General features: G+C 60.7%; 18 protein-coding genes. 3 read left to right on the top strand and 15 right to left on the bottom strand.

Annotated elements, in window-relative coordinates; translation table 11 throughout:
• Positions 1-5: 5 nt before the first annotated feature.
• The gene (locus AWB69_RS22475) at positions 6-1421 is read right to left on the bottom strand and encodes an NAD(P)/FAD-dependent oxidoreductase (protein WP_062088867.1); all 1416 of its coding nucleotides are present in this window, start codon (positions 1419-1421) and stop codon (positions 6-8) included.
• 1192 nt (positions 1422-2613) lie between these two features.
• Between AWB69_RS22475 and AWB69_RS22460 the strand changes: the two genes are divergently transcribed.
• The 3 genes from AWB69_RS22460 to AWB69_RS22450 are packed head-to-tail and all read left to right on the top strand — an operon-like array spanning position 2614 to position 5494.
• Positions 2614-2928, top strand: a complete 315-nt coding sequence (locus AWB69_RS22460; protein ID WP_197500299.1) for a PadR family transcriptional regulator — start codon at positions 2614-2616, stop codon at positions 2926-2928.
• Positions 2925-4307, top strand: a complete 1383-nt coding sequence (locus tag AWB69_RS22455; RefSeq protein ID WP_063977878.1) for a GIN domain-containing protein — start codon at positions 2925-2927, stop codon at positions 4305-4307. Before AWB69_RS22460 ends, AWB69_RS22455 begins: the two co-directional genes overlap by 4 nt.
• Before the next feature lie 35 nt (positions 4308-4342).
• Positions 4343-5494, top strand: coding sequence for a serine hydrolase domain-containing protein (locus AWB69_RS22450; RefSeq protein WP_197500297.1), 1152 nt, complete (start codon positions 4343-4345; stop codon positions 5492-5494).
• A gap of 56 nt (positions 5495-5550) precedes the next feature.
• Here AWB69_RS22450 and AWB69_RS22445 read toward each other — a convergent pair whose 3' ends face one another.
• The 14 genes from AWB69_RS22445 to AWB69_RS22380 form a co-directional block, all read right to left on the bottom strand.
• Positions 5551-7575, bottom strand: a complete 2025-nt coding sequence (locus AWB69_RS22445; protein ID WP_062088859.1) for a sigma-54-dependent Fis family transcriptional regulator — start codon at positions 7573-7575, stop codon at positions 5551-5553.
• 492 nt (positions 7576-8067) lie between these two features.
• A complete protein-coding gene (gene groEL, locus AWB69_RS22440) occupies positions 8068-9705 on the bottom strand; it encodes a molecular chaperone GroEL (RefSeq protein ID WP_062088857.1) in 1638 nt (545 codons plus the stop codon).
• A 44-nt stretch (positions 9706-9749) separates the two neighbouring features.
• A complete protein-coding gene (locus AWB69_RS22435; RefSeq protein ID WP_062088988.1) occupies positions 9750-10529 on the bottom strand; it encodes a metal-sulfur cluster assembly factor in 780 nt (259 codons plus the stop codon).
• A gap of 5 nt (positions 10530-10534) precedes the next feature.
• Positions 10535-11554, bottom strand: a complete 1020-nt coding sequence (locus tag AWB69_RS22430) for an amidohydrolase family protein (RefSeq protein WP_062088856.1) — start codon at positions 11552-11554, stop codon at positions 10535-10537.
• Between the two features lie 98 nt (positions 11555-11652).
• Complete coding sequence (locus tag AWB69_RS22425) at positions 11653-12006, bottom strand: MmoB/DmpM family protein (protein ID WP_047897150.1); 354 nt, start codon at positions 12004-12006, stop codon at positions 11653-11655.
• A gap of 44 nt (positions 12007-12050) precedes the next feature.
• Positions 12051-13136 carry a ferritin family protein gene (locus AWB69_RS22420; protein ID WP_062088854.1) on the bottom strand — a complete coding sequence of 362 codons (1086 nt, stop codon included), beginning with the start codon at positions 13134-13136 and terminating at the stop codon, positions 12051-12053.
• Positions 13137-13199: 63 nt separating this feature from the next.
• The gene (locus AWB69_RS22415; RefSeq protein ID WP_197500298.1) at positions 13200-14291 is read right to left on the bottom strand and encodes an NADH:ubiquinone reductase (Na(+)-transporting) subunit F; all 1092 of its coding nucleotides are present in this window, start codon (positions 14289-14291) and stop codon (positions 13200-13202) included.
• An 84-nt stretch (positions 14292-14375) separates the two neighbouring features.
• Positions 14376-16046 carry an aromatic/alkene/methane monooxygenase hydroxylase/oxygenase subunit alpha gene (locus AWB69_RS22410; RefSeq protein ID WP_062088852.1) on the bottom strand — a complete coding sequence of 557 codons (1671 nt, stop codon included), beginning with the start codon at positions 16044-16046 and terminating at the stop codon, positions 14376-14378.
• 526 nt (positions 16047-16572) lie between these two features.
• Entirely contained in the window at positions 16573-16764 is a 192-nt protein-coding gene (locus tag AWB69_RS22405; RefSeq protein WP_062088850.1) for a hypothetical protein, read from the bottom strand.
• A gap of 42 nt (positions 16765-16806) precedes the next feature.
• Entirely contained in the window at positions 16807-17898 is a 1092-nt protein-coding gene (locus AWB69_RS22400; protein ID WP_062088848.1) for a WD40 repeat domain-containing protein, read from the bottom strand.
• Positions 17895-18899, bottom strand: coding sequence for a CobW family GTP-binding protein (locus tag AWB69_RS22395; protein ID WP_062088847.1), 1005 nt, complete (start codon positions 18897-18899; stop codon positions 17895-17897). Before AWB69_RS22395 ends, AWB69_RS22400 begins: the two co-directional genes overlap by 4 nt.
• Positions 18896-19192 carry a hypothetical protein gene (locus AWB69_RS22390; RefSeq protein WP_062088985.1) on the bottom strand — a complete coding sequence of 99 codons (297 nt, stop codon included), beginning with the start codon at positions 19190-19192 and terminating at the stop codon, positions 18896-18898. Before AWB69_RS22390 ends, AWB69_RS22395 begins: the two co-directional genes overlap by 4 nt.
• 48 nt (positions 19193-19240) lie before the next feature.
• Positions 19241-20284, bottom strand: a complete 1044-nt coding sequence (locus tag AWB69_RS22385; protein ID WP_062088845.1) for an NAD(P)-dependent alcohol dehydrogenase — start codon at positions 20282-20284, stop codon at positions 19241-19243.
• A gap of 590 nt (positions 20285-20874) precedes the next feature.
• Positions 20875-21354: Hsp70 family protein (locus AWB69_RS22380; RefSeq protein ID WP_156528936.1), on the bottom strand; the 480-nt coding region annotated here is incomplete at its 5' end.

Below are 21354 nucleotides of genomic sequence, written 5' to 3'. Positions count from 1 at the left end.
CCTGCTCACGGCTTCTCGTCGCGCCTGAAATACAACTGATAGAGCATTCGCTGGCCAATCCGGCGGAACGGTGCGAACGGGTGGCCGGGTAACTGCGATGTGAAAATCGGCAGCGTCTGTTTTCCTCCTTTTCCTGCTATCTGCTCGGCCAGCCGACGCCCCGCCTGCTGCGAATAGGACACGCCGTTGCCGCCGTAGCCCAGCGCGTAATAGACCGATTGCTTCGGATCCGGCTGACAGATGCGCGGCATCATGTCGTGAGCGACATCGACCCAGCCCCACCACGAGTAGTCAATCGCAACGCAGCGCAACGCCGGGAACTTGCGGACCATGCCTTCCACGAGTAAATCGTAGTGGCGGGAATTCGGTGCATCGGCACCTGTGATCGCGCTACGGCTGCCGATCTGCAGCCGGTTATCCGGCAAGAAGCGGTAATAGAAACGCAGGGTACGTGTATCAGTGAGCACCTGCGTCGTGCGGAAGTTGCATGCTGCAATTTCCTGCTGCGTGAGTGGGCGCGTCACCATCGAATTGGACAGGATCGGCATGACACGGCTCGTCAGCGACGGGTGGAGATTGGGTGCCGTATAGGCTCCCGTAGCTATGCCCACTGAACGCGCCCGCACAATACCGCCCGGGGTACGGAGATGATGGACGCCATTGATGGTTTCCCACCCGATCACCGGACTGGCCGGATGCACACGGGCTCCCGCCTCCCGGGCAAGCCGCAAGTAGCCGAACGCAAGCTTCAATGCATGAATGCCGATACCCTCGGGCTCATGGAGCGCGCCGGCCGCTTCGGCGTCGTTCACATACTCACGCCGAAAGGTCTCCTGATCGAGCAGTTCGGACGGGTAGCCGAACACGTCCTTCCATACTTTCGCCTCGGCGGCGAGCTTCTCCATCATGCGCGGACGATGCGCGATCAGGAAGTGGCCGCCCGGCTGCGGATCGCAATCAATTTCTGCGACCAGCGACTTGAAATTCTGGAAGCCCTCGAGGATTTCATCGTGCATTTTCAGCGCGACGTCTTTACCCCATCGTTCGATCCATTGCGAGCGCGATAACCGTCCGGAAGCGTTCTGGCCCTGGCCGCCGTTGCGGCTGCTGCAACCCCAGCTCGTCTTGTTGGCCTCGAGGACCACGGCCTTGATGCCATGTTCGCGCGCGAGGCATAGCGCCGTTGCGAGGCCGGTGTAGCCGCCACCGATGATCGCCACGTCCACGTCGATATCTTGCGTGATCGGGCCGTCGTCGGGCGGTGGAGCACCGGCGGTTGCGACCCAGTAGGTAGGCGCATATTGCTTGCCATGACCGGGGCCGGGTGAAATCAGCGGATCGTACGTCGGATCGTATTGCGTCGCGCTGTTTCGTTCAACAGACACGCCTTGCGCAACCCGTTCGATTGCACTTTGCTCCATGCGACACTCCTCGTCGGGATCAAAAGTTCTGCTTTGGACGTTCATTGAGGAACGCGCGTTGGAAGACCATGGCGTCGTCGTCCAACTCGAAGCGGCGTCACCTTTTTGCTTCGATGCGTCTGCCATAGGTGCGCGTGCTCTCTTCTACAAACCTTATGACGTTGCCTTTACCGGCGACTCATTTGTGACGATTGTAGAAAGGCCACGCGACCGACGGTAGGTCCAGTCAGTTGCTTTCGTTTGGTGCAAGCGGGGAGGTGTTGGCGATCTGGTTTGCGGTTTTCGCAGCGCTGATGGTTATCTATTTTTTGGATTCGTCTCAACTGCGCAGCTGTGCATAGAGCGACCCGCTCCGCCCGTTGACGGAGCTCGTCTGGCTAGCGCCGAAGATCACCCATTGCCGCTTCACCCGGCTCGCTTGCCGGGCCGGGACGACTGCGATTCCGTCTGCGTGTTTAATTATTTTCGTGGCAGAACGGTGCCGCCGCTGGTGGCTGCCGGTGAGAACACGCCGTGAGTGGGTCCGTAGTTGGGGCTCGCGTTAACATTTGTCTGCGAGGTCTGCGAGCCGTTATTTGACTGTGTTTTGCCTGAAGACTGCGAACTCACCGATTGCGTTTCCAGCAGCTTCTGGGTTCGGTTATTCAACCCCGACGCATTGCTCGTTCCGGCTAAGCAACAACAGCATACGAGGCCAAAGACAAGTTTCCGTTTGGTCATGAGCGTCTCCTTTGCAAGTACGCACAGCCACGGAAACCAACTTGTCGGTTGAACCGGCGACCTGGCCATTTACGCTGCCCGTGGCTTGTCCAACGACGCCTGATCCGAAACGATAAGGAGGTGATCGGCTGATCAAGAACTCGTCCGCGGAGTCATCGTCGATTCGATTATCGTGCGCTTTTATAAACCGCATCACAAGCTGATCCAGGGTCACGCTCACCTTTTTTCGGTAACAAAATTCCGCTTTGATGCGCTCCTTTCCCGTCTGAAAAACGGTAATGAGCCGCGAACACAAGCGTTTCGGCGCCCTCGCCTCTCCTTCCGCGATGGCCGGCTTTGTGCATCGCCGCATGAGTTGCGGCCATCGACCGTGCGGACACCTCCCCGTTAAGAATCAATCCAGCTACCTTGTATAAACAGGTAGCATGTTATATGTTTTACTTATCCACCGAATTTGACCATGACCGAATCGATCCAGGTTCAACTGAAGAAAGGTGCGCTCGACCTGTGTGTGCTCGCTCTGTTGGCACGCGGCGAGAGTTATGGCTACGAGATCGCCAGCACCCTCGCCAGCGCAGTCGGCATGGGCGAAGGCACGATCTATCCGCTTATGCGCCGCATGCAGAACGACGGGCTGGTCGCAACCCGCCTGGTTGAATCGAGCAGCGGGCCTTCGCGCAAATACTATCGGCTCACGCCGATGGGCCAGGACGCTCTCGAGGCGCACAGGCGTGACTGGCGGGCCTTCGTGGCCGCAGTCGATCAACTTCTTGGAGCTCAGACGTGAACAGCGAAGCATTCTTGCGCACTCTGCGAGCTGGGCTCGCCGGCCTGTCGCAACAGGAGATCGAAGAGATCATCGCCGACTACGCAGCGCATTTTGCCGAGGCGAGCGCGTCGGGACGCAGCGAGGCGGAGGTCGCCGAGGCGCTCGGGGACCCCGCCCGGCTCGCGCGGGAACTACGCGCCGAAACCGGCCTGCGGCGGTTTGAAGCCCATCGCAGCTTTGCCAACCTCGTCACGGCCATGCTTGCACTGGCAGGCCTCGCGGCGGTCGACATCCTGTTTCTACTGCCGCTGCTGCTGGTCGTGGCGGCCGTTACCTTGGGGCTCGGCATCGGCCTCGTGGCCCTGGGTGCGGTTGGCGTGCACATGATCTTCGGCGCCGTATTCTTTGGGCACGGCGGCTCGATCGTGGGCGCGGTGATCCGCTTCGTGGTCGGCATCGGGCTGATCGCCTGCCTTGTCGCCGGTGGCTCGCTGCTGCTGCTCGGACTTGGCGCGGGCGTGCGGATGCTCGGACACTATGTACGGCTGCATTACCGCCTGCTCGAGCCCAATCAGGACAGCACGCGAGAGCCGGGCAAGGATGTTCCGGCACAGAAGTCGAACTTGCGCAAGAGACTCGCCGTGGTTTCAGTCGCGGGATTGGCCGCAGTCATCGCCCTCCTTGCACTCGGCAGTTCGCTCGTCCGGTCGGAATGGGCCGGCGGAGCGCCCTTGTGGCGGGATGCGGGATGGCGTTGCGGCCGGACATGGTTCGACCATGCGCTTGCAAGCAAACACAGCACAGGCGGCGCAGATGCCACGAACTCAACCGGTGCCTCGCCAGCCTCCGTTACGTTCCCGTTCGACGCGAGCGACAGCATCGACATCGAACTGCCTGCCTCGGTTACGTACCAGCCCGGCCCCAAGGCCGAGGCGACCGTGACCGGAGACCCCTCGCTCATCAGCCACGTGCACATAGTCGATGGCAGGCTCGGTTTTGACAGCGAGACCATTTGTGCCCCGGACACGCATCTCTCGGTCCGGCTGACGGCTCCGTCGATCACCAAGTGGGGAATCAAAGGTAGCAGCAACCTCGTTCTGACAGGCATCGACCAGCAAACGCTGCAATTGCGCGTTGCGGGGAGCGGTCGTATTGTCGCAAACGGTACGGTGCGGGTTGTCGCGCTCAATATCGCGGGCTCGGGTGAGGCGCAATTGCAGGACCTCTCAGCCAGGTCGGCGGAGATCGTGGTCCATGGCAGCGGCGAAGTGGAGGTCGCGGCGCAGGACAACGCGGATATCGCTCTAGCCGGCAGCGGTGTCGTGAAACTGCACGGCCATCCGGCACAGGTGCATTCGAGCATATCGGGTAGTGGCCGCATCGAAAACATGCCCTAGCGGAATCGCATACCAGGGCCTTCAAGGAGACGCTGATGACCAGGATTTCCAGCCGACGCGATTTTCTGAAACTCACCGGAGCGGCAATCATCATGAGCCAGATGCAATCGTTCGTTGAAGCCGCCACGTGGGCGAGCGCACCCTCCGCGGCGTCCGGCTTCGCACCCGATCTCGGCGCCCGCTTCGAGACCTTTCGTGCGGCGGCCCCTCTGCACAACCTCCACAGTGTCCTGGTGGTGCAGGACGGGAACATAGCGTTCGAGCGCTATTTTTCGGGTCCCGATGAAACCCGGGGTCAACCGACTGCTGGCGAAGTCGTGTTCGGTCCCGACGTGCAGCACGACCTGCGCTCTGTCACCAAGAGCCTTGTTTCGTTGCTCTACGGCATCGCGCTCGCGGACAAGCGCGTCCCGCCACCCGACCAGCCGCTTCTGGCGCAGTTCCCCGAATACCCGGACCTCGCGCGTGATCCGCAACGGGCAGGTCTCACGATCGCCAATGCGTTGACCATGACCCTCGGCATGCAATGGAACGAGCATGTTTCGTATAAGGATCCGGCCAACAGCGAGACGGGAATGGACGCGGCTCCAGATCGATTCCGTTACGTGCTCGAACGCCCGATTGTCGCTGCACCGGGTGAAGTGTGGATCTACAGCGGTGGCGCCGTTGCGCTTATCGGCCGACTGATCGAGAAGGGCACCGGGCAACCGCTCGAGGACTACGCGCGCTCGGTTCTTTTCGAGCCGCTTGGTATCGACAAATTCTCATGGGCGAAAGGCCAGGATGGAGAAGCGATTGCCGCATCCGGGCTGCGTCTGACGCCACGTGAGCTTGCACGTGTTGGTCAACTGGTGCTCGCCCGCGGCCAATGGAAGGGCAAGACGATCGTGCCCGCGGCGTGGCTCGACGCTTGCTTCACGCCTGCCGCCACGGTGCGTGACGGGCAGTCATATGGCTACTTCTGGCGAGTCGGCGAAATCGCCTATCCGAGCAAGACGGGAACTCGCGGCGAACACTATTTGATGGGTTTCGGCAATGGCGGCCAATTGCTGGCTATCGTTCCGGCACGCGCACTCGTGGTGGTGGTCACCGCCGGAAATTACAACGATCCGAACGACTGGCAAGTGCCCGATGCCGTGCTGCGCCGTTTTGTGCTGCCGAATCTCAAGGCTCGAAGTACTTGCTGATTACAGCCCGGACGCAGTGTTCAATCCGCCTATAGCTGTTTGCGACATGGAGCCAGTCATTCCATGGCGGGTTTGACAATGCCTTCCAGGTGATAGAGCTCCAGCTTTCTATACAGCGTGCTGCGCGACACGCCTAGCGAACGTGCCGCCTGGGCGAGATTGCCATGAGCGTCATACACCGCGCGAGCAATGGCAACACGCTCAGTTTCTTCAAGGCTGGTCGATTGAAGCAGCACCGGCTCCGCCGTGCCGGCGGTCGCCGTTTCGGCGAGCAGTTCAGCAGGCAATTCGTCGAGCCCGACCTCCTCCTCGCGCGAGGTCAACAGCAAATTCTCGATGATGTTGCGCATCTCCCTGACGTTGCCCGGCCAGGAATAAGCGCGCAGCACGGCCATGACTTCGGGGTTCAGCCGCCTCAACGCGACCGAGTGGCGAAGGGCAAGCCGACGGTTGAAATGCTCGACCAGCAGGTCGATGTCGATGTCCCGCTCGCGCAGCGGCGGGATCCGTATGCGGGTGACGCTGATGCGGTAGTAGAGGTCGCCACGGAAGCGCCCGAATTTTACTTCGTCATGCAGATTACGATTGGTCATTGCCAGCAAGCGTACGTCGACGCGCCGTGGTTGCGTGTCTCCTAACCGGTAGACCACGCCCTCCTCCAGCGCCCGCAGCAGCACGGGTTGCAGGTCGAGCGGCAACTCGCCGATTTCATCGAGACACAGGGTGCCGCCGTGCGCCAGTTCGAACCGGCCGGGGCGTCCCTCTGCAGTCGCTCCCGTAAACGCGCCGCGGACGTGGCCGAACAACTCGCTGCCGATCAGCTCCTTCGACGCCGCCCCGCAGTTGTACGCGACGAAAGCTCCGCCCCCACGTTCCTCTCCGTGTATTGCCCGTGCGAACAGTTCCTTGCCGACCCCGGTCTCGCCCTCGATCAACACCGGTACACGCCTGCTGGCAAGCTGACGAGCCCGATTGACAGCCGCGAGCATGACGGCGCTCTGCCCGAGTATCTGGGCAAAACAGTTACGTTGCGGGTCGGCCTCGCTTCCGGGCTCATTACCCGGCTTACCACCTCTTTCACTATCCGCTCCGTTCCCAAGCGCATGGTTGCGCTCGGCCGTCCGGTTGCCCGGGGAGCGCGATCGAATCGCGGGAACCACGAGCATTGCGCCGATCGTGCTGCCTTCCACCACGACCGGGTTGAACCATTCGGCACGCAAGCCTTGTGGCAGGTGCCGGGCCCAGTCCTCCACGGCCGAGCTCTCGTCCATCCCCGGGAACCGCTCTCCTAAACCGACGGGAAGCGGCACCCGGCCGGTAGTGTGTACGAGCCGGCCGCGCCGGTCGATGGCGATCATCCCCGCTGCGTCAGACGATGAAAGCCGTTGCAGGCAGAACGCCAATAGACGCATATGCTGACGGGCGGACTGCTCGGCCAGCACCATCTCGATCTGTCGTGCCGCCGTAATCGCCAAGGTCAGGTTATTGATCTGATAAGTAGAAGGCGGCCCGGAAATATCGAGTACACCGATGATTGCACCGGTCCCCGGTTCGCAAATCGGCGCCGCCGCGCAACTCCAGGACTTGATACCTTCGCAGAAGTGTTCTGATCCATGAATATACGTTGGCTCGCCGGTCGCGAGCGCGGTGCCGATGCCGTTGGTGCCGGCCATCCCTTCACGCCAGTCGCCGCCTATCGTCAAATGGATCTTCTCGCCGGCCGTCAACGTGCGCAGGTCCCCTGCCGCCTTGAGAATCACCCCATCCTGGTTGGTCAGGAGCAGGATGGAATGTGAATCCGCAAACAGATCCGCCGTCGCGGTGAACAGCCGGTCGGACGCTGCCAGCAACTCTCGATGACGCCAACGCAAAGCCTCGACCGCATCGCCGTGCACCGCGAACGGCGCGAGGCGCGCAGATGGACTGACGCCGGATTCCAGACTACGCTGCCAGGATGCAATGAGAGCCGAAGGAACCGCTACTGCTGACTCGCCCGCGAGGAAACGCTCCCATGCACGCATGGTGTCGCGGTCAGAGTGGAGGACGTCGGCGCGCTGCGCCTGGGCCATCAGGCCATGCATCACGGCCCGATCAGCAGGACCCGATGCACTCTCGATTTGATGTCTCGCCACAAGTCTCCTCCGATGCGATTGGTCAACGCGAAACCCCTCAAGGCAGGCTTCGTCGCGACTCGCTATCTGGCGTTGCAGCTGGCGCTTCTCGCTATTCAATCTGTAAGCTGGCAACAACACCACGGACTAGTATATGCCTAGCTTTTGATCAGGTCCGCTCGGGAAAACACGCCCCGGCCAACATGATCAACTATTCTTTTATGCGGCACATGGCAGACATAGTCCGGGTTCCTGGAGCGTGATTCCCAGAAAAAATGACTCAACGGCTGAAGACGTAGTAGCCCGCTATTACAAAGCGTGGCCAGTCCGGCCGCGGTTCGTGTGAAATGGATTCGACACCTTATATCAGGCAGTTGTAATTAAACGCCGCCACCTGATTCGGATTCCGAATTATTTACACCTGGATAACCGGCCTCCGCATGGAGACCGGCCACAGCAGGACTATTTCCGGCCAAACACTTCGGCGCCGCCGCCAAGCGCAGGGCCCGCGGTGGGATCGATTGTCTCCGGTTTCTTGGCAATCAGGGTCTGGGTGGTCAGGATCAACCCGGCAACCGATGCGGCATTGCGCACCGCGCTGTAGCTGACCTTCACCGGATCGATGATGCCCGCTTCAATCAGGTTCACAAAGGCGCCAGTGCGTGCGTCGAGTCCCATGCCCGGTCTCGACCGCACCGCCTCGGCCACGATCGCCTCGCCATTCAGGCCACAGTTCGTCGCGATGTGAAACAGCGGCTTCGTCAGAGCCCGCTGCAGCAGTCTCGCGCCCTGCTGGACACTCCCCTGGGTCCGGGAAACGATCCCTTCGAGTTCAGAAGACACCCGCAACAGTGCCATTCCCCCTCCCGGCACAACTCCCTCGGCAATGGCCGCGCGCGCCGCGTTGATCGCATCCTCGATCAAATGAAGCCGGCGCTTCTGTTCGACCGGCGTGGCGCCGCCTGCCAGGATCATCGCGGTGCCCCCCGATAGTTTGGCGAGGCGCACCTGGAACTTGTCCCGTTCAACATTCTCCGGCGCCATCTCGTACTGGCGTGCCACCTGCTGACGACGCGCGATAATGCCGACCGGGTCCCCGCCACCGGCCGTAATGATGGTCTGGTTGGCTGAAATGCGCACTTGCCGCGCGCTGCCGAGATCCCGCAGTTCCGTGGTCTCGAGTTTTCCGCCCAGGTCGCGGGCAATCACCCGGCCTCCCGTGACAATGGCTATGTCCTCGAGCATAGCCTTGCGCCAATGCCCGTACTCGGGCGGATGGATGGCCGCCACGGGAACCCCGCCGTTGTCTCGCCAGGCGAGCAGGCTCACCACACAGGCGGGCGCGACCTCTTCCGCAATGATCAGCAGCGGGCGCTTGCTTTTCGCTATGAGCGCCTGGACGGCCGCCACCTCCTCCGCCGACTGCAGCCGCTGGTCGGTCATCAGAATGAGCGGGTTATCGAGCACCACCTGCATTCGTTCCAGGTCCGTGACCATGTGATGAGACAGGTAGCCACGATCGAAGGCCATGCCGTCGACCACTTCCAGAAGCGTTTCGACCGTTGTCCCATATTCGACGTCGACAATGCCATCCGGCCCGACCCGCTCAAGCGCCTCGGCCACCATTGTGCCGGTGACCTCATCGTTGGCGGCCACTATGGCTACCGCTCGCACCTCCTCGCCGCCACGCAGCGGAGTCGCGGTGCGTTTCAGCGCTGCAATGACCTCGGTGACAGCGGTCTCGAGACCCTGCACGAGTTCCACCGGGTTCGCCCCTTCCGCGAGACAGGCAAGGCCGTCCTGCACCAGTGCATCGGCCAGGACGGTCGCCGTGGTGGTACCGTCGCCGGCGACTTCATTGGTCTGCTTCGAGACCTCCCTGACCACCTGCGCGCCGATATTTTCGAACACGTCTTCCAGTTCGATCTCGTTGGCGATACTCACGCCGTCGCGAGAGATGATCGGCGTTCCGATTGGCCGGTCGATGATCGCATTCATCCCGCGGGGGCCGAGCGTGCCACGTACCGCCTTGGCGAGCTTGGCCACTCCTCGGCCGAGAGCCATGCGGGCCTCATCATCGTGCAACATGATATTCGGCATGATTGCCTGTCTCCGTTTATGATTGGTTTGGATTACAAACCATTTTAGATTGCCCTGAGCGCGCTGATTGAACGAACAAAATGCACCGGCTTGACCTCCACTTGAGACGCGCATCCCGTGCCGTATCGGGTGGCAAGCAGACCGCGACACAGCGCACTGTTGAATTCGGCGTTGACGCCGACCCGTCGCAAGCCGCGCAAGTAGGCGTGGATCTGCCCGGCATCGAGCAATGCGCCGTCCCGGTCGACGAAGGCAACTGCGTCAGCGTCAGCGCCTGCCCCGACCACAGGACGTCGCTCCAGATAGCGTTCGACCAGGCGACGACCCGCTGAATTGCAAGGTAGCGCGGCAAGTTGCGCCACGGTTAGCCGCAGCAATGCCGCCGGCTCATGCCCGTGATCGAGCAGATACGTCAACAGCGCTTCCTGCCTTCGCTGGAAAGCCTTGACCATGAAGGTCCGGCGAACTTCTTCCAGTTCGCCGCTGGCTTCACTGCCGAACGTGGCCTGGAACGACAGCCCGGCCGCGACGCCAAGATTGATCTCGTCTGCATACATATGCTCGCCGAGACCTACCGTGACCTTCCTGACCCACGGCAACGAGGCAACGGCAATACGCATGTCGTCGGCCATCAGGAAGGCGAAATTGGCGGCGCACCAGTAGGTCGGCAAGCGAAAATCGATGCGGACCTGTCCGCCGGCATCGACCCCCACGCTGGTGACGAAACCCAGTTCCGTCACCGATTCGTCGAGCTCGGGATCGATAACGGACTCCAGTTGCGCCCACACCTCCGCGGTCCGCTCATCGGTAGCAACATCTGCCATGATGGTCATACCGTGACCGTCTGGCGCGTATCAGCCAGCAGCTTCTTCTGCGCTTCCACGTCCACGCCATACAGCCGTGCCGCGTTGAGCCCAAGGATTTTCTTCTTCGCCGTCAGCGACAGTTGAACGCCGGTCTCCTTGGCAACGGATTCGGGCAACTCGAACGCCATGAACTTCTCGATCAGCCACTTCGGCGACCAGATACCGTAGTCGCTGCCGTACAGGATCTTGTCTTCGCCGATCCAGAAAAGCAGCTCCGAAATCACATGAGCGAAATACTCCGGGCGCGTGTGGATGAACGGCAGCGCCACCGCAAGGCCGCCATATACGTTGGTTTCCTGGGTCGCGATCCAGCAGAAATCGTCCAGGCGCGGCAAGCCGCAGTGCTCGACAATGAAGTTCAGGTTCTGGAAACTCGTAGCCGCGTCGTCGACATCGGCAACATCGAACGCATCGCGGTTCAACGGCAGGATTGTCGGGCCCTTGTGCACATGGATGTTCTTGATGCCCAGTTTTTCGCAGCGCTCGAAGTATCTCTGCATGCCCGGGTCCGACAGCTTGTAGCCCTTGCTGTCACCGCGCCATTCAGCGGTATAGAGCTTGACGCCCTGGATCTTGTAGCGTTCGGACAACTCCTCCAGGTGATCGAGCCCGGCCTCGCCGTCACGGGGGTCAAACGCACCGTTGACGATAAACCGGTTCGGGTATTTCTCCTTCAATACATAGTTGGCCTCGGTCGTGTTGAAGCCGTTCTTGTAGAAGTCCGTCAGGTAGGTCGGCTGGCAAATTGCCATGTCGTCGTAGCCTGTGACGAACAGGTCGTCGTACATGGCTTTCTCGCCGTACTTGTCGAACTTCTCCTTCGGCCACAAATACTCCTTGGGACTCAGGTTCGAATGATAGGCATAGAAGCAATCAATGAACTGCTGACCATGCACATTCTTGAGGTTCGCCTTGCTGCCGTCCCAGAGATGGACGTGCCCGTCGATGATGAAGATCTCTTCACCGTCCTTGGTTCGATACATGACATTGTCTCCATGGTTGTGCGAGAACGACCGGCTTCATGCCACGCAAAGGTCATGCAAAGCCGGTCGCGAAGTGCGATACGGTCGCGCCCAGGTTGTCACTCGTAAGCCATGGCGTCGTCCATGTTGCCGAACAGCACGACGGTGTCGTCGTCTATCATCACCATCCGCCCGTAGTGGGTCGAGGTGGAGATCTCGAACAGATGCGGGGTCATCTCGCGGCCGAGCGATTCGCTGATCTCACTCATCTTGAACTCGATCTTCCCCTGCCCGTCTATACGAATCATCGCGGGCAGGTAGGTCACCGTGATGCCGGGTTTATGCGCCATCAACTCCGCAATGGCGCGTGCCTCGACGCTATCGTTCATGGTGACGCCGCACTGGTGAGAAATGGTTTGCTCGAAACGAACGTCTTTCATCGACTTGAAGATGTTGTCGGTATGCACTGACATCGCGTACTCCTATTCCCGGTTAGGTGGTGTGACTAAAGAATGGCTCAGGCCTGGATCGCCAGCGGGAAATGAATGCCGATCTCACGGGCAATCATCTCGGCGCGCTCGATCGCACTGTTCATGCTGTCGTTGAACTGCACCACCTTGACATGCGGAATCGACCAGACCGGCTGCAGGCGTTTCGCTGCCTCGGACGCCAGGGCGCCGTGCTTTTCCAGCCACTCGCCGAACAGCTTGCGGTTGGCGTCGCCGTGCTTGGGGTCGTTGGCAAGCATGTGAAACAGCTCGACCGCGTTGGCCAGGTTGCGCTCATAGTCGCCCTCAGCCGCGGAAACAACCGTAGGCGTCAGGAAGTCGTTTTGCGATGCGGCCATCTGCATGATGAAACCGCTGCGGAACAGGTCCGCCACCAGCGGCTCGAAGACCACGTTCACCGCGAAGTACTTTTCGAGGAAGTCGGTTGCACCGCCAATAGCCTCCACCGCCCGGCGCGTTTCCTGCCAGATCGGGTCGTTCAGCCAGTGAGACTTGCCGGCGTCGAGGTCCAGGTTCGGCGCGTCCAGTGCGATCTCCCCCAGGTACAGCGTCAGGTCCTGCGCAAAGCGCAGCTTGTACGATGCATTCGTGAGGATGGCGCTGTTGATCATCTGCGTCACGCCGTAGCGCTGGGCATGCATGGTCGCGGTACCCAGGCCAAATTCCGCATGCTTGTATGCGCCAAGATGCTGCTCCAGCACCTTGAGCCACGCCTTGTCGAAACGCTTCACCGCGCCCGAGCGCCGGGCATTGCCAATCGCGCCGCTGATCATGCCGATGATCGTGGACTGGCGTTGATAGTGGGTGCGCTCCCATTCTTCATCGACCGCGCGGAACTTGTGCCAGTCCGTGCATTTCACGGCGGTCCATGTTTCCGAGTAGGTCGGCGTGCCATCGGCGAACGAGATGATCCAGTCCTGCAGCAGGTAGCGCTTCGGGTCCGGCTGAACGTCGACGGTCATGTCCTCGTAATGGGTCGCCTTGCGCCCCTTGGGTTCAAAGTAGTTGTACTTGCGGCTGTCCCAGCCGGCGAACTGGGCAGCGCCGGCCGCGCCTGATGCAAATGGCGCCGGTTGCTCTATCGTGGTGCTCATGTCGATCCTCCTTCGTCTTTCATTTATCGGAACTTCCGGTCTGAAGCCCTGCCAGGGGGCCGGTCATCGGACGGCCTGGGTAAATTTGTCGAAATAAAGCCGTTCGGGTGAAACGCCCGCCATCTGCAGCACGGGCATCACTGCGTCGATCATCGGTGTCGGACCACACGTATAAGCATCGATCTCGCCGGCAAGCGCTTCCTCGCGCAAGGTCCGTCCAAGCACCTCGTGAATGAAGCCGGTCTCGCCGGTCCAGTCATCGCCCGCTTCAGCGTGCGACAGTGCCGGGATAAAGCGGAAGTCGGCCAGCTTCTCCGTGAGTCCGGCGAAATCGTCGAGATAGAACAAGTCGCGACGGGTACGCGCGCCGTAGAAGAAGCGCACCGGTCTTTGCTCGCCGTTCTGGACGAGATCGTTGAGGATCGACCACAAGGGAGACATTCCGGAGCCGCCGCCCACCAGCACCATCGGCCCCGGCTGTTCTTCCCGTCGGAAGCAAGTGCCGTACGGTCCCTTCGCCACCAGCCGGTCACCCGGCTTGAGGCCGTCGTCAAGCTGGGAAGAAAAAGCGCCGTTGGGATACTTCTTGATGATGAACGCAAGGCTCGTCTGCCCCCCGGGCTCGCTCGGAACGCTTGCCATGGAGAACGACCGTGTGATGTCCAGCCCAGGAATGGTCAGGTCGACATACTGCCCGGCCCAAAACCTCAGCGGCTGGTCCAGTTCCACTTCGAGCAGCCTGATGTCGTGCGTCAGCGCACTTATCTTCGTCAGCGTCGCCCCGAATTCTTTCACCGCAATGGAGCGGCGCATCAGGTCTTCGTCGTAGTTCAGCAGTTCCACCGTCAGGTCGCTGAAGGCGAGCGTCCTGCACAGCAGGATGTGATTCGTCTCGCGCTCATAGTCGGGCAGCGCGAAGGTCGAGTACTTCTTCAACTCCACGTCGCCCTCGATCAACAGGGACTTGCAACTGCTGCATTGTCCTTCCTTGCATCCGTGCATCACCGAGATGCCCTGGCGGAAGGCGGCATCCAGCACGGTCTCGCCCTCCGCGACCTCCATCTCGACGCCGACAGGCTCGAATCGCACTGTATGAACTGTCTGGTAATCGACTGTTTCCGGCATGGCATCCCTCTTCCATTGCGTATCGTTCATGCTGCTCATCGTCCCCTCCTGATTCGTCCGGGAGCGGTGATCACCCACTCGTGCGCTGAATCTCTCCCGGACGGCACCGCTTCGTCAGTTCACCGGATTAATCTTGAAACCGGCTCGATATTCAGCGATGTGCTTTTCGCGCTGCTCCGGCGTCATTGCCCGCAGCAGGACGATCGGGCTCTGGATGATGTGACCGCGAACATGGTCGAGCGTCCACATGTTCTTGTCGTCGAACCGGAGATGCGGCTGCGGCACCAGGGTCTTGCCGTCGCTGCGGACAAAACCGAGATCCTTGATGCAATCAGCCAGATCCCAGCCGTGGTAGCACTCTTCCCATTCGCGGCGTCCGCTGAAGCGCCCCATGGCCGGCGTCGGCCGCCCCTCGTATTCCGAGGCGAACGCTACCTTGTGGGTCCAGCGGCACAACTCGGAGCAATACGTGTACAGCTGCCCGTCCACTTCATCGACTACGAAGTCTTCCCGGATCAGGCACGGCACCAGGCAGCTCCAGCAGCGGTGCGGGTACACGTAACCATTCTCCTGGTCGAACAGCATGTTGGTCTCGCCAGGCACACTCTTCTTCGCGTACCACTTCCAGTAGTCGCCGAATTCTGCGTACCAGCCCGGGTACTTGTGCTCGAACCACTCGAAGTCCTTTTCGGTCTGCGCCTCGATCCGCCAGAAGTTGACCGGCCAGCCCACGGAGAAGAACTGTGCAACCTTGTGCACGTAATTCTTCTTCACCAGGCGATCCCATGCGGCCCCCACGTCGTCGTGGTGAATCTTGATGCCGTATTTCTCCAGCGGCAGCATGTACGTGCGGTAGTAATCCTCATAGATCCACCGGTGCCACAACTCGGCATACGACTCCTTGGTCTTGTCCCGGTCCGTGGTGCCGTACTCGATGAACGTGCCAATGGCTGCGTCCACAATGGCGTGGTTCTGCCAGAAGGCGTAACGAAGATCGCGCTCGAGCAACAGATGGTTGTCCGGGTCGTTGATGACCGACATCACCAGCGAATGGCCATTGCCTATGTGCCGGCTTTCGTCGGACTGCACGGACAGGAACACCGTCGGCAATGCATAGTCGCCGTTGCGTGCCGCTTCTGAAGGCATGGCGACAAACAAGGTGTTCGTGAAGGCCGTTTCGGCGACCACTTGCAGGAACACGTTCGCTGCGGTGACGGCGTCGCCGGTCAGGAACCCTTCAGCAAACTGGCGACCGATCGTGGTCGCGTAGCACTTGCCGAATGCCGCCTCGGTGATATCAAACCCGGCCGGGTCGATGTAGTTCTCCATGTACCACTTCTTGAGGTTCATCTGGATAGTCGAGTGCCGGAACTCGTCGACCATCTGCATCGTGAAACCCGTACGTAGTTCTTCTCCGGGCGCCAGGCGACCGAGCATCGCCATCGACCGTGCCGCCGAAATTTCCGGGAACGGGATAATCGCCAGGAACAGCTTCATCCACTCGACCCAACGCGGCTGCACGTTGCGGAACATGTCGCCGCGCAACGCCGCATCCAAGGCACCGTAGACGCGGTTATCCTTTTCCTCCTGCATCGGAAAATAGGAGCGCAGCACCTGTTTCATCGGGTCGCGAGGCGCCTTGCTGATCTTGTAGTCCGTCGGGAAGGTCATCGCCTCCTGAACGTAACTGGGTGTCCAGCCGAGATCGGCAACGCGGCGTGCCGCCTCGCCAATGCTGATCCCACGCTGGGAGGTGATCTTGTTGAGGGTTAATCCATCAGACATTGAGCTCTCCTTTTTCATTTCACGAATCACCGTCGTATTTCACGGTCATACGGCGGTGCTACGGGCAGGGCCGCGTAACGCCACGGCCAGAGTCAACAATCAACAACACAGGCCGGTGGTCATGGTCCGGTCTTCACGATCCATGCCTCCTGTCGTTTTGTTATGCACTTCGGATCATCGACGCTTGCGTCTTGATCTGCTCTCATAGAGCGATTTGCGTGCCAACGAGGCTAACGTCGCGCCCTATAAGGCTGTGCGGTGCATGCGGTTATTTGCGTCATCTCCCGGCCAGGAATTCTGTTTTGTTATGCGACATTCGCATTCAACCTGTCTGTCCGATATTGGGACGCTCCTTCCACTCTCGGCTGAGCAGGTACGGGTGCAAATCTGCGGACGCTCAGCGGCCATATGACGAAGTTGGAAAGGCATCATCGTATTTTCAAGCAGATTATTTAATTAATTAGGAAAACAAATTATCTATCTGGATAGGGAGTCGTCGCGGCCCAAAGGTTCGATGCACAACCACCTACACTCGCGTTTCTCCCGTATAGATCACGCTCTCGGCTTTACCGCTATCCGGTTTCCTCTCGGCAATAAACCGCGCGGCGAGGACCAGCGCACCCATCGCGAAGTCCTTGCCGTAAGCTGCGATCATTTCGTCGCCAATCGCCCCCAGCCGCTCGAAGAACTGGTCCTTGGTGAGGTTTTCATGGGTCATCGTTGTCTCCTTCTTTGTATGTAATGGATCTTGCCCGCTCGCTCATCTCGGGCTTCCGAAATGAAACAGCGCCTCCGGCAACGACACCAGGCCAATCTCGCCTGCCTCCGTGCCCATTGCCAGCCGTCCGCCATCGGGCGACCACGCGATCGTGCTGACAGGACTGTCGCCGGCCGCCTTGACGAACAGCACATCACTGCCGCCCGGCTGGCACAGCAGTACCGCGCCGTTGTGATACCCAACCGCAATCAAAGGATGAGTGGGATGACAAACGACCTGAGTGACGGGGGTCTTCCCCACGATGCCGCATTCTCGCGGCTGGTCATCGCCACCGGGCGGGTCGAATCGCCAGCAAACCGCGCGCGGACCGCCGCTCGTAACGAGCACCCGGCCGTCCGCTGAAAACGATAGCGACCGGGGTTGCCCGGGATAACCGCCCATCTCGATGTCGCCGCCGTCCGGCAAACGCCACCCGTGCAGCGCGTTCTCTTCCATGCCGCTCACGAGATAGCGGCCGTCGGGACTCCAGGCGACGCTGCGGTGATAGCCGGGCCACGCAAGCAGGCGGGGAACGTGAGCGTCAAGCGGCCACAGCGTGACTCCGCCATGATGGCCGATCGCCAACTGGTCGCCGGCGGCATTGAAAACAAGGGCTGTTGCCGAACCCGGTAACGCGAGACTGGCAGGCTTCGTCCCCAGCCAATGAACCCGGCGCCCCGTTGCATAAGCTCGCCCGGCCTGACTGGTTGCCACAAGGTCGATCCATTCGCCATCGACATTGACGAGCACCTCGCTCGCGCCATCCCCATTCAAGTGGACAAGCCGGCCGTCGTCACCACCGCTGAGAAAACCTCCTTCGGGATCGGCAGCAAGCGCCAGGCAGGTGCCGTCATGCACGCTGAAGCGGGCCACTGGCGCTGGGGGTTCCCGCGCCTGCACGAACTCGACTCCACCACCCTGCCGGGGCTTGAGCGCCGGGCCGCCAGGCCATTCGCCCGCCGCGAGCGCCACCGTACCGTCACCGAGCGCAAATCCCGCATTGCGCCCGGCAACGTCCCACGCAAGCGCAACCACGGGCGCCTCCGTCATCCAACTGGCCCCAAGCAGTTCAATCAAAGGCAGTGGCGCGTTCATAGGTCGGTCTTGCAATGCCCAATACTCTCCCGCAATCCGAGCCGATCGAGATTGCGCCCGATAAACACCAGCCTGCTATCGCGTACTTCGTCCACTCGCCAGGGCCGGTCGAAATCCGTGTCCATGGTCATATGCACGCCCTGGAACACAAAGCGGCGGTCTGATCCCGCCAGGTCGACGATCCCTTTGGCTCTCAACAGATCCTGGCCTTGCTCGACCACCAGTTGCTGCAGCCACGAAAGGAATCGGCTGCGTTCAAGCGGCTTCTCGACGCGCAGCGACACGCAATCTATGCCGTGGCTGTGACGGCCGGGACTCACGGATATGTGGCGGAAGGGGCGTTCATCACGGGGCGGCTGGTCCGTATTCCCTGGCGAGTTGGCAAGATGAAGGCGCTTGAGATCGAATGCACCTCGATCCAGTAGCGTAGCCAGGGGCACAGCGCAGCGAACACTGTGCAGCAACTCCGCAGTGGGATTGATGCCTCGTATGGCCACCTCTACCGAAGCCAGGCCAGTTGCGTCGACGAGATCCGTCTTGTTGAGCAGTACGATGTCCGCCTGCGCCAGTTGCTCCGCGGCCTCACGGCTGTCCGCCAGACGTGCCTGGAGGTGCAGCGCGTCGGCCACGCAAATCACGCTGTCGAGCCGGGTGCGTTGACGAATGACATCGTCTACAAAGAATGTCTGAACCACCGGCGCGGGGTCCGCCATTCCCGACATCTCGATCAGGATGCCGTCGAAGCCGCCCTTGCGTTTGACCAGCCCCGACACTACGCGGATCAGGTCGCCGCGCACCTTGCAGCACACACAGCCGTTGTTCAGTTCAATTACCTCATCTTCCGCGCCCACGACGAGGTCCCCGTCGATGCCGAGTTCGCCGTATTCGTTGACGATCACCGCATAACGCCGGCCGTGCTGCTCGCGCAGTATGCGATTGAGCAGCGTGGTTTTTCCTGCGCCGAGAAAGCCGGTAAGAACAGTGACGGGAATTCGATTCATTGCCACTCCCCTGGTTTCTTGCCGGACTGCGCCGTGTCGAAATTCGCCAGCTCGTTCTCAAGCCAGTCACGCTCGGCTTCGATAGCCAGCAACTCGTTTTCCGAAGCGTCCAACCGCTCCCGCAACTCCGCGATATCCCGTGTCCGATCCGGCGTGGCGCCTTCGCGCTCCTCGCACGCAAGCGCACACGCCAACTCGATCTCAGCGCCGGCGCAGCGGTTTTCACCACGCAAGTAGCGGGAATTAACCTCGGTCAATGCAATGACCAGGCGCACGCGTTCGGGAATTGGCATTGAATTTTGCTGCGACGCCACGGCGTCCTCCCTGTCGGATCCCTATCGCTATGGAATCAGCACCGCGCGGCCCCTGACCTTGCCGTGATGCAGGTCCTTGAGCGCCTGGTTCGCCTCGCTCAGGCGATATTCCTTCGTCGCCAGATGAACCAGTCCACGATCGGCGAGCGCCATCAACTCGACCAGCTCGGGATAAGTGCCGACCAGATTGCCGACAATGGTTTTCTCGCTGGTGATCATGTCGATGGTCGGCAAGTCGATCTTCCCGCCATAACCGACGATGTAATAGAACCCGCCGTTGCGCGTCATGGCGAGGCCCTTGGCGACCGCATCACCTTCACCGACGAAATCGATGACGGCCTCCGCGCCGTTGCCGCTGGTCAACTCGAGCACGCTTTGCACCTCGTCGCCGCCGCCCTTGACCGTATGATCCGCACCGCAATCCTTCGCCAGTTGCAACGCAGTTTCCGAGCGGTCGACCACGATGATTTCCGCAGCGCAAAGCGCTTTCAAGACCTGGATGCCGATGTGTCCCAGGCCGCCGGCGCCAATGACAACGGCGAACTGGCCAGGCAGCAAATGGCGCGATGCCTTCTTGGCAGCACGGTACGCGGTCAGTCCGGCGTCGGTATAAGGCGCAACGTCCTTGGGCGCAAGAGACTTCGGCAGCTTGATCAGCGAACGCTCGCCCGTTAGCAGATATTCGGCATAACCGCCGTTGGCGTTGATGCCGGGAAAACTGCTGTCGGTCGCATGCATGTCGTCACCGCGCCTGCACGCCAGGCAATAACCGCTTGTCACGAGCGGATGGCAGATCACCGCGTCGCCGACCTTGACACTCTCCACCGCGGAGCCCACCGCCTCGACCCAGCCGGCGTTTTCGTGGCCCATGATGTAGGGCAGGACCACGTCGACCTTGCTGCGCCAGATGCCTTCGACGACATGCAGGTCGGTGCGGCACACACCGGCCCCTCCAATACGCACGATAACGTCGGTGGGCCGCCCTATCTTCGGATCAGCGACTTCCTCGTAACGCACGAACTCGTCACGGCTCAATGATTCATCGTACTCATGCAGCACTGAAGCTTTCACGTTTCGTCTCCTTATCACCGCTTGACGGCTTGCATGGGAACTTGCCGGCCTTTTATGAAGCGAGCAGGCTCACCGGTTTGTCCAACGCGTTTTTATCGCTTTCGTTTATGCAATCTCCATGCCGATGACGCGCACCTCATCGAAACAGTGCCTTGGCGCTTGACGGACAAAAGGAATTGAATGAATTGAAAGCGACCCGGCCAGCTCAGGAATTCGAGCCACTGTCGCAGAATCGGACGCTTGACCGGCTAGCTGCGACCGCACCTGTCGCGAAATGAGACATGTGCACTGTGCGCAGCGGATCAAATCATTCGCGCGGTTTATACACGGCCATCAGGAAAGAGCGTTTTACTTATTCTTTTTGGTTTTCGATAAAGGCATCAGGCGGTGCAGGTGACCGGACGTCATTGCACAAGCTGGCCATAATATTATTCAATTCAGCCAACAAGACCTCGCCTTCGCTTTGAGGTGCCACTACGCTCGATTAACGTTGATCGGCCCGGCGGCTCCCTCCTGGATAAGCCGGGCCTCGCGAATCACGTGGTTTGTCTGCAAGGCACTCGCACGGCGCGTGCGACAGCTTCGTCGACTCAGTCCTTCTTCACCTCCTTGAAGTCGGCATCGACAACGTCGTCGTCCTGCTCGGGCGCGGTTTGTGCACCGGGACCGCTTGCTGCACCTGCTGCGCCCGCCGCACCTGTCGCGCTCGCCGCCTCGCCTCCCACGCCCTGCGCTGCCGCCATGTCGGCGTACATCTTTTCGCCGAGTTTCTGCGACGCCGTGGCCAGCGCTTCGATCTTTGCGTCGATCGTTGCCTTGTCAGCCGTGCTGCTCTTCAGCGCCTCTTCCAGGTCCTTCAACGCCGCTTCGATCTTCTCCTTCTCAGCCGCTTCAACCTTGTCGCCGTATTCAGCCACGGCCTTCTTCGTGCTGTGCGCCAGCGCGTCGCCCTGATTGCGCGAGTCGGCCAGTTCACGCAGACGACGGTCTTCTTCGGCGTTCGCTTCGGCGTCCTTGACCATCTTGTCGATCTCGGCGTCCGACAGACCCGAGTTCGCCTTGATGACGAT

This window comes from Caballeronia udeis, from assembly GCF_001544555.2.
GTDB lineage: Bacteria > Pseudomonadota > Gammaproteobacteria > Burkholderiales > Burkholderiaceae > Caballeronia > Caballeronia udeis.
The sequence above is the reverse complement of the archived record's forward strand: the minus strand, read 5'-3'. Positions and strand labels throughout refer to the sequence as shown.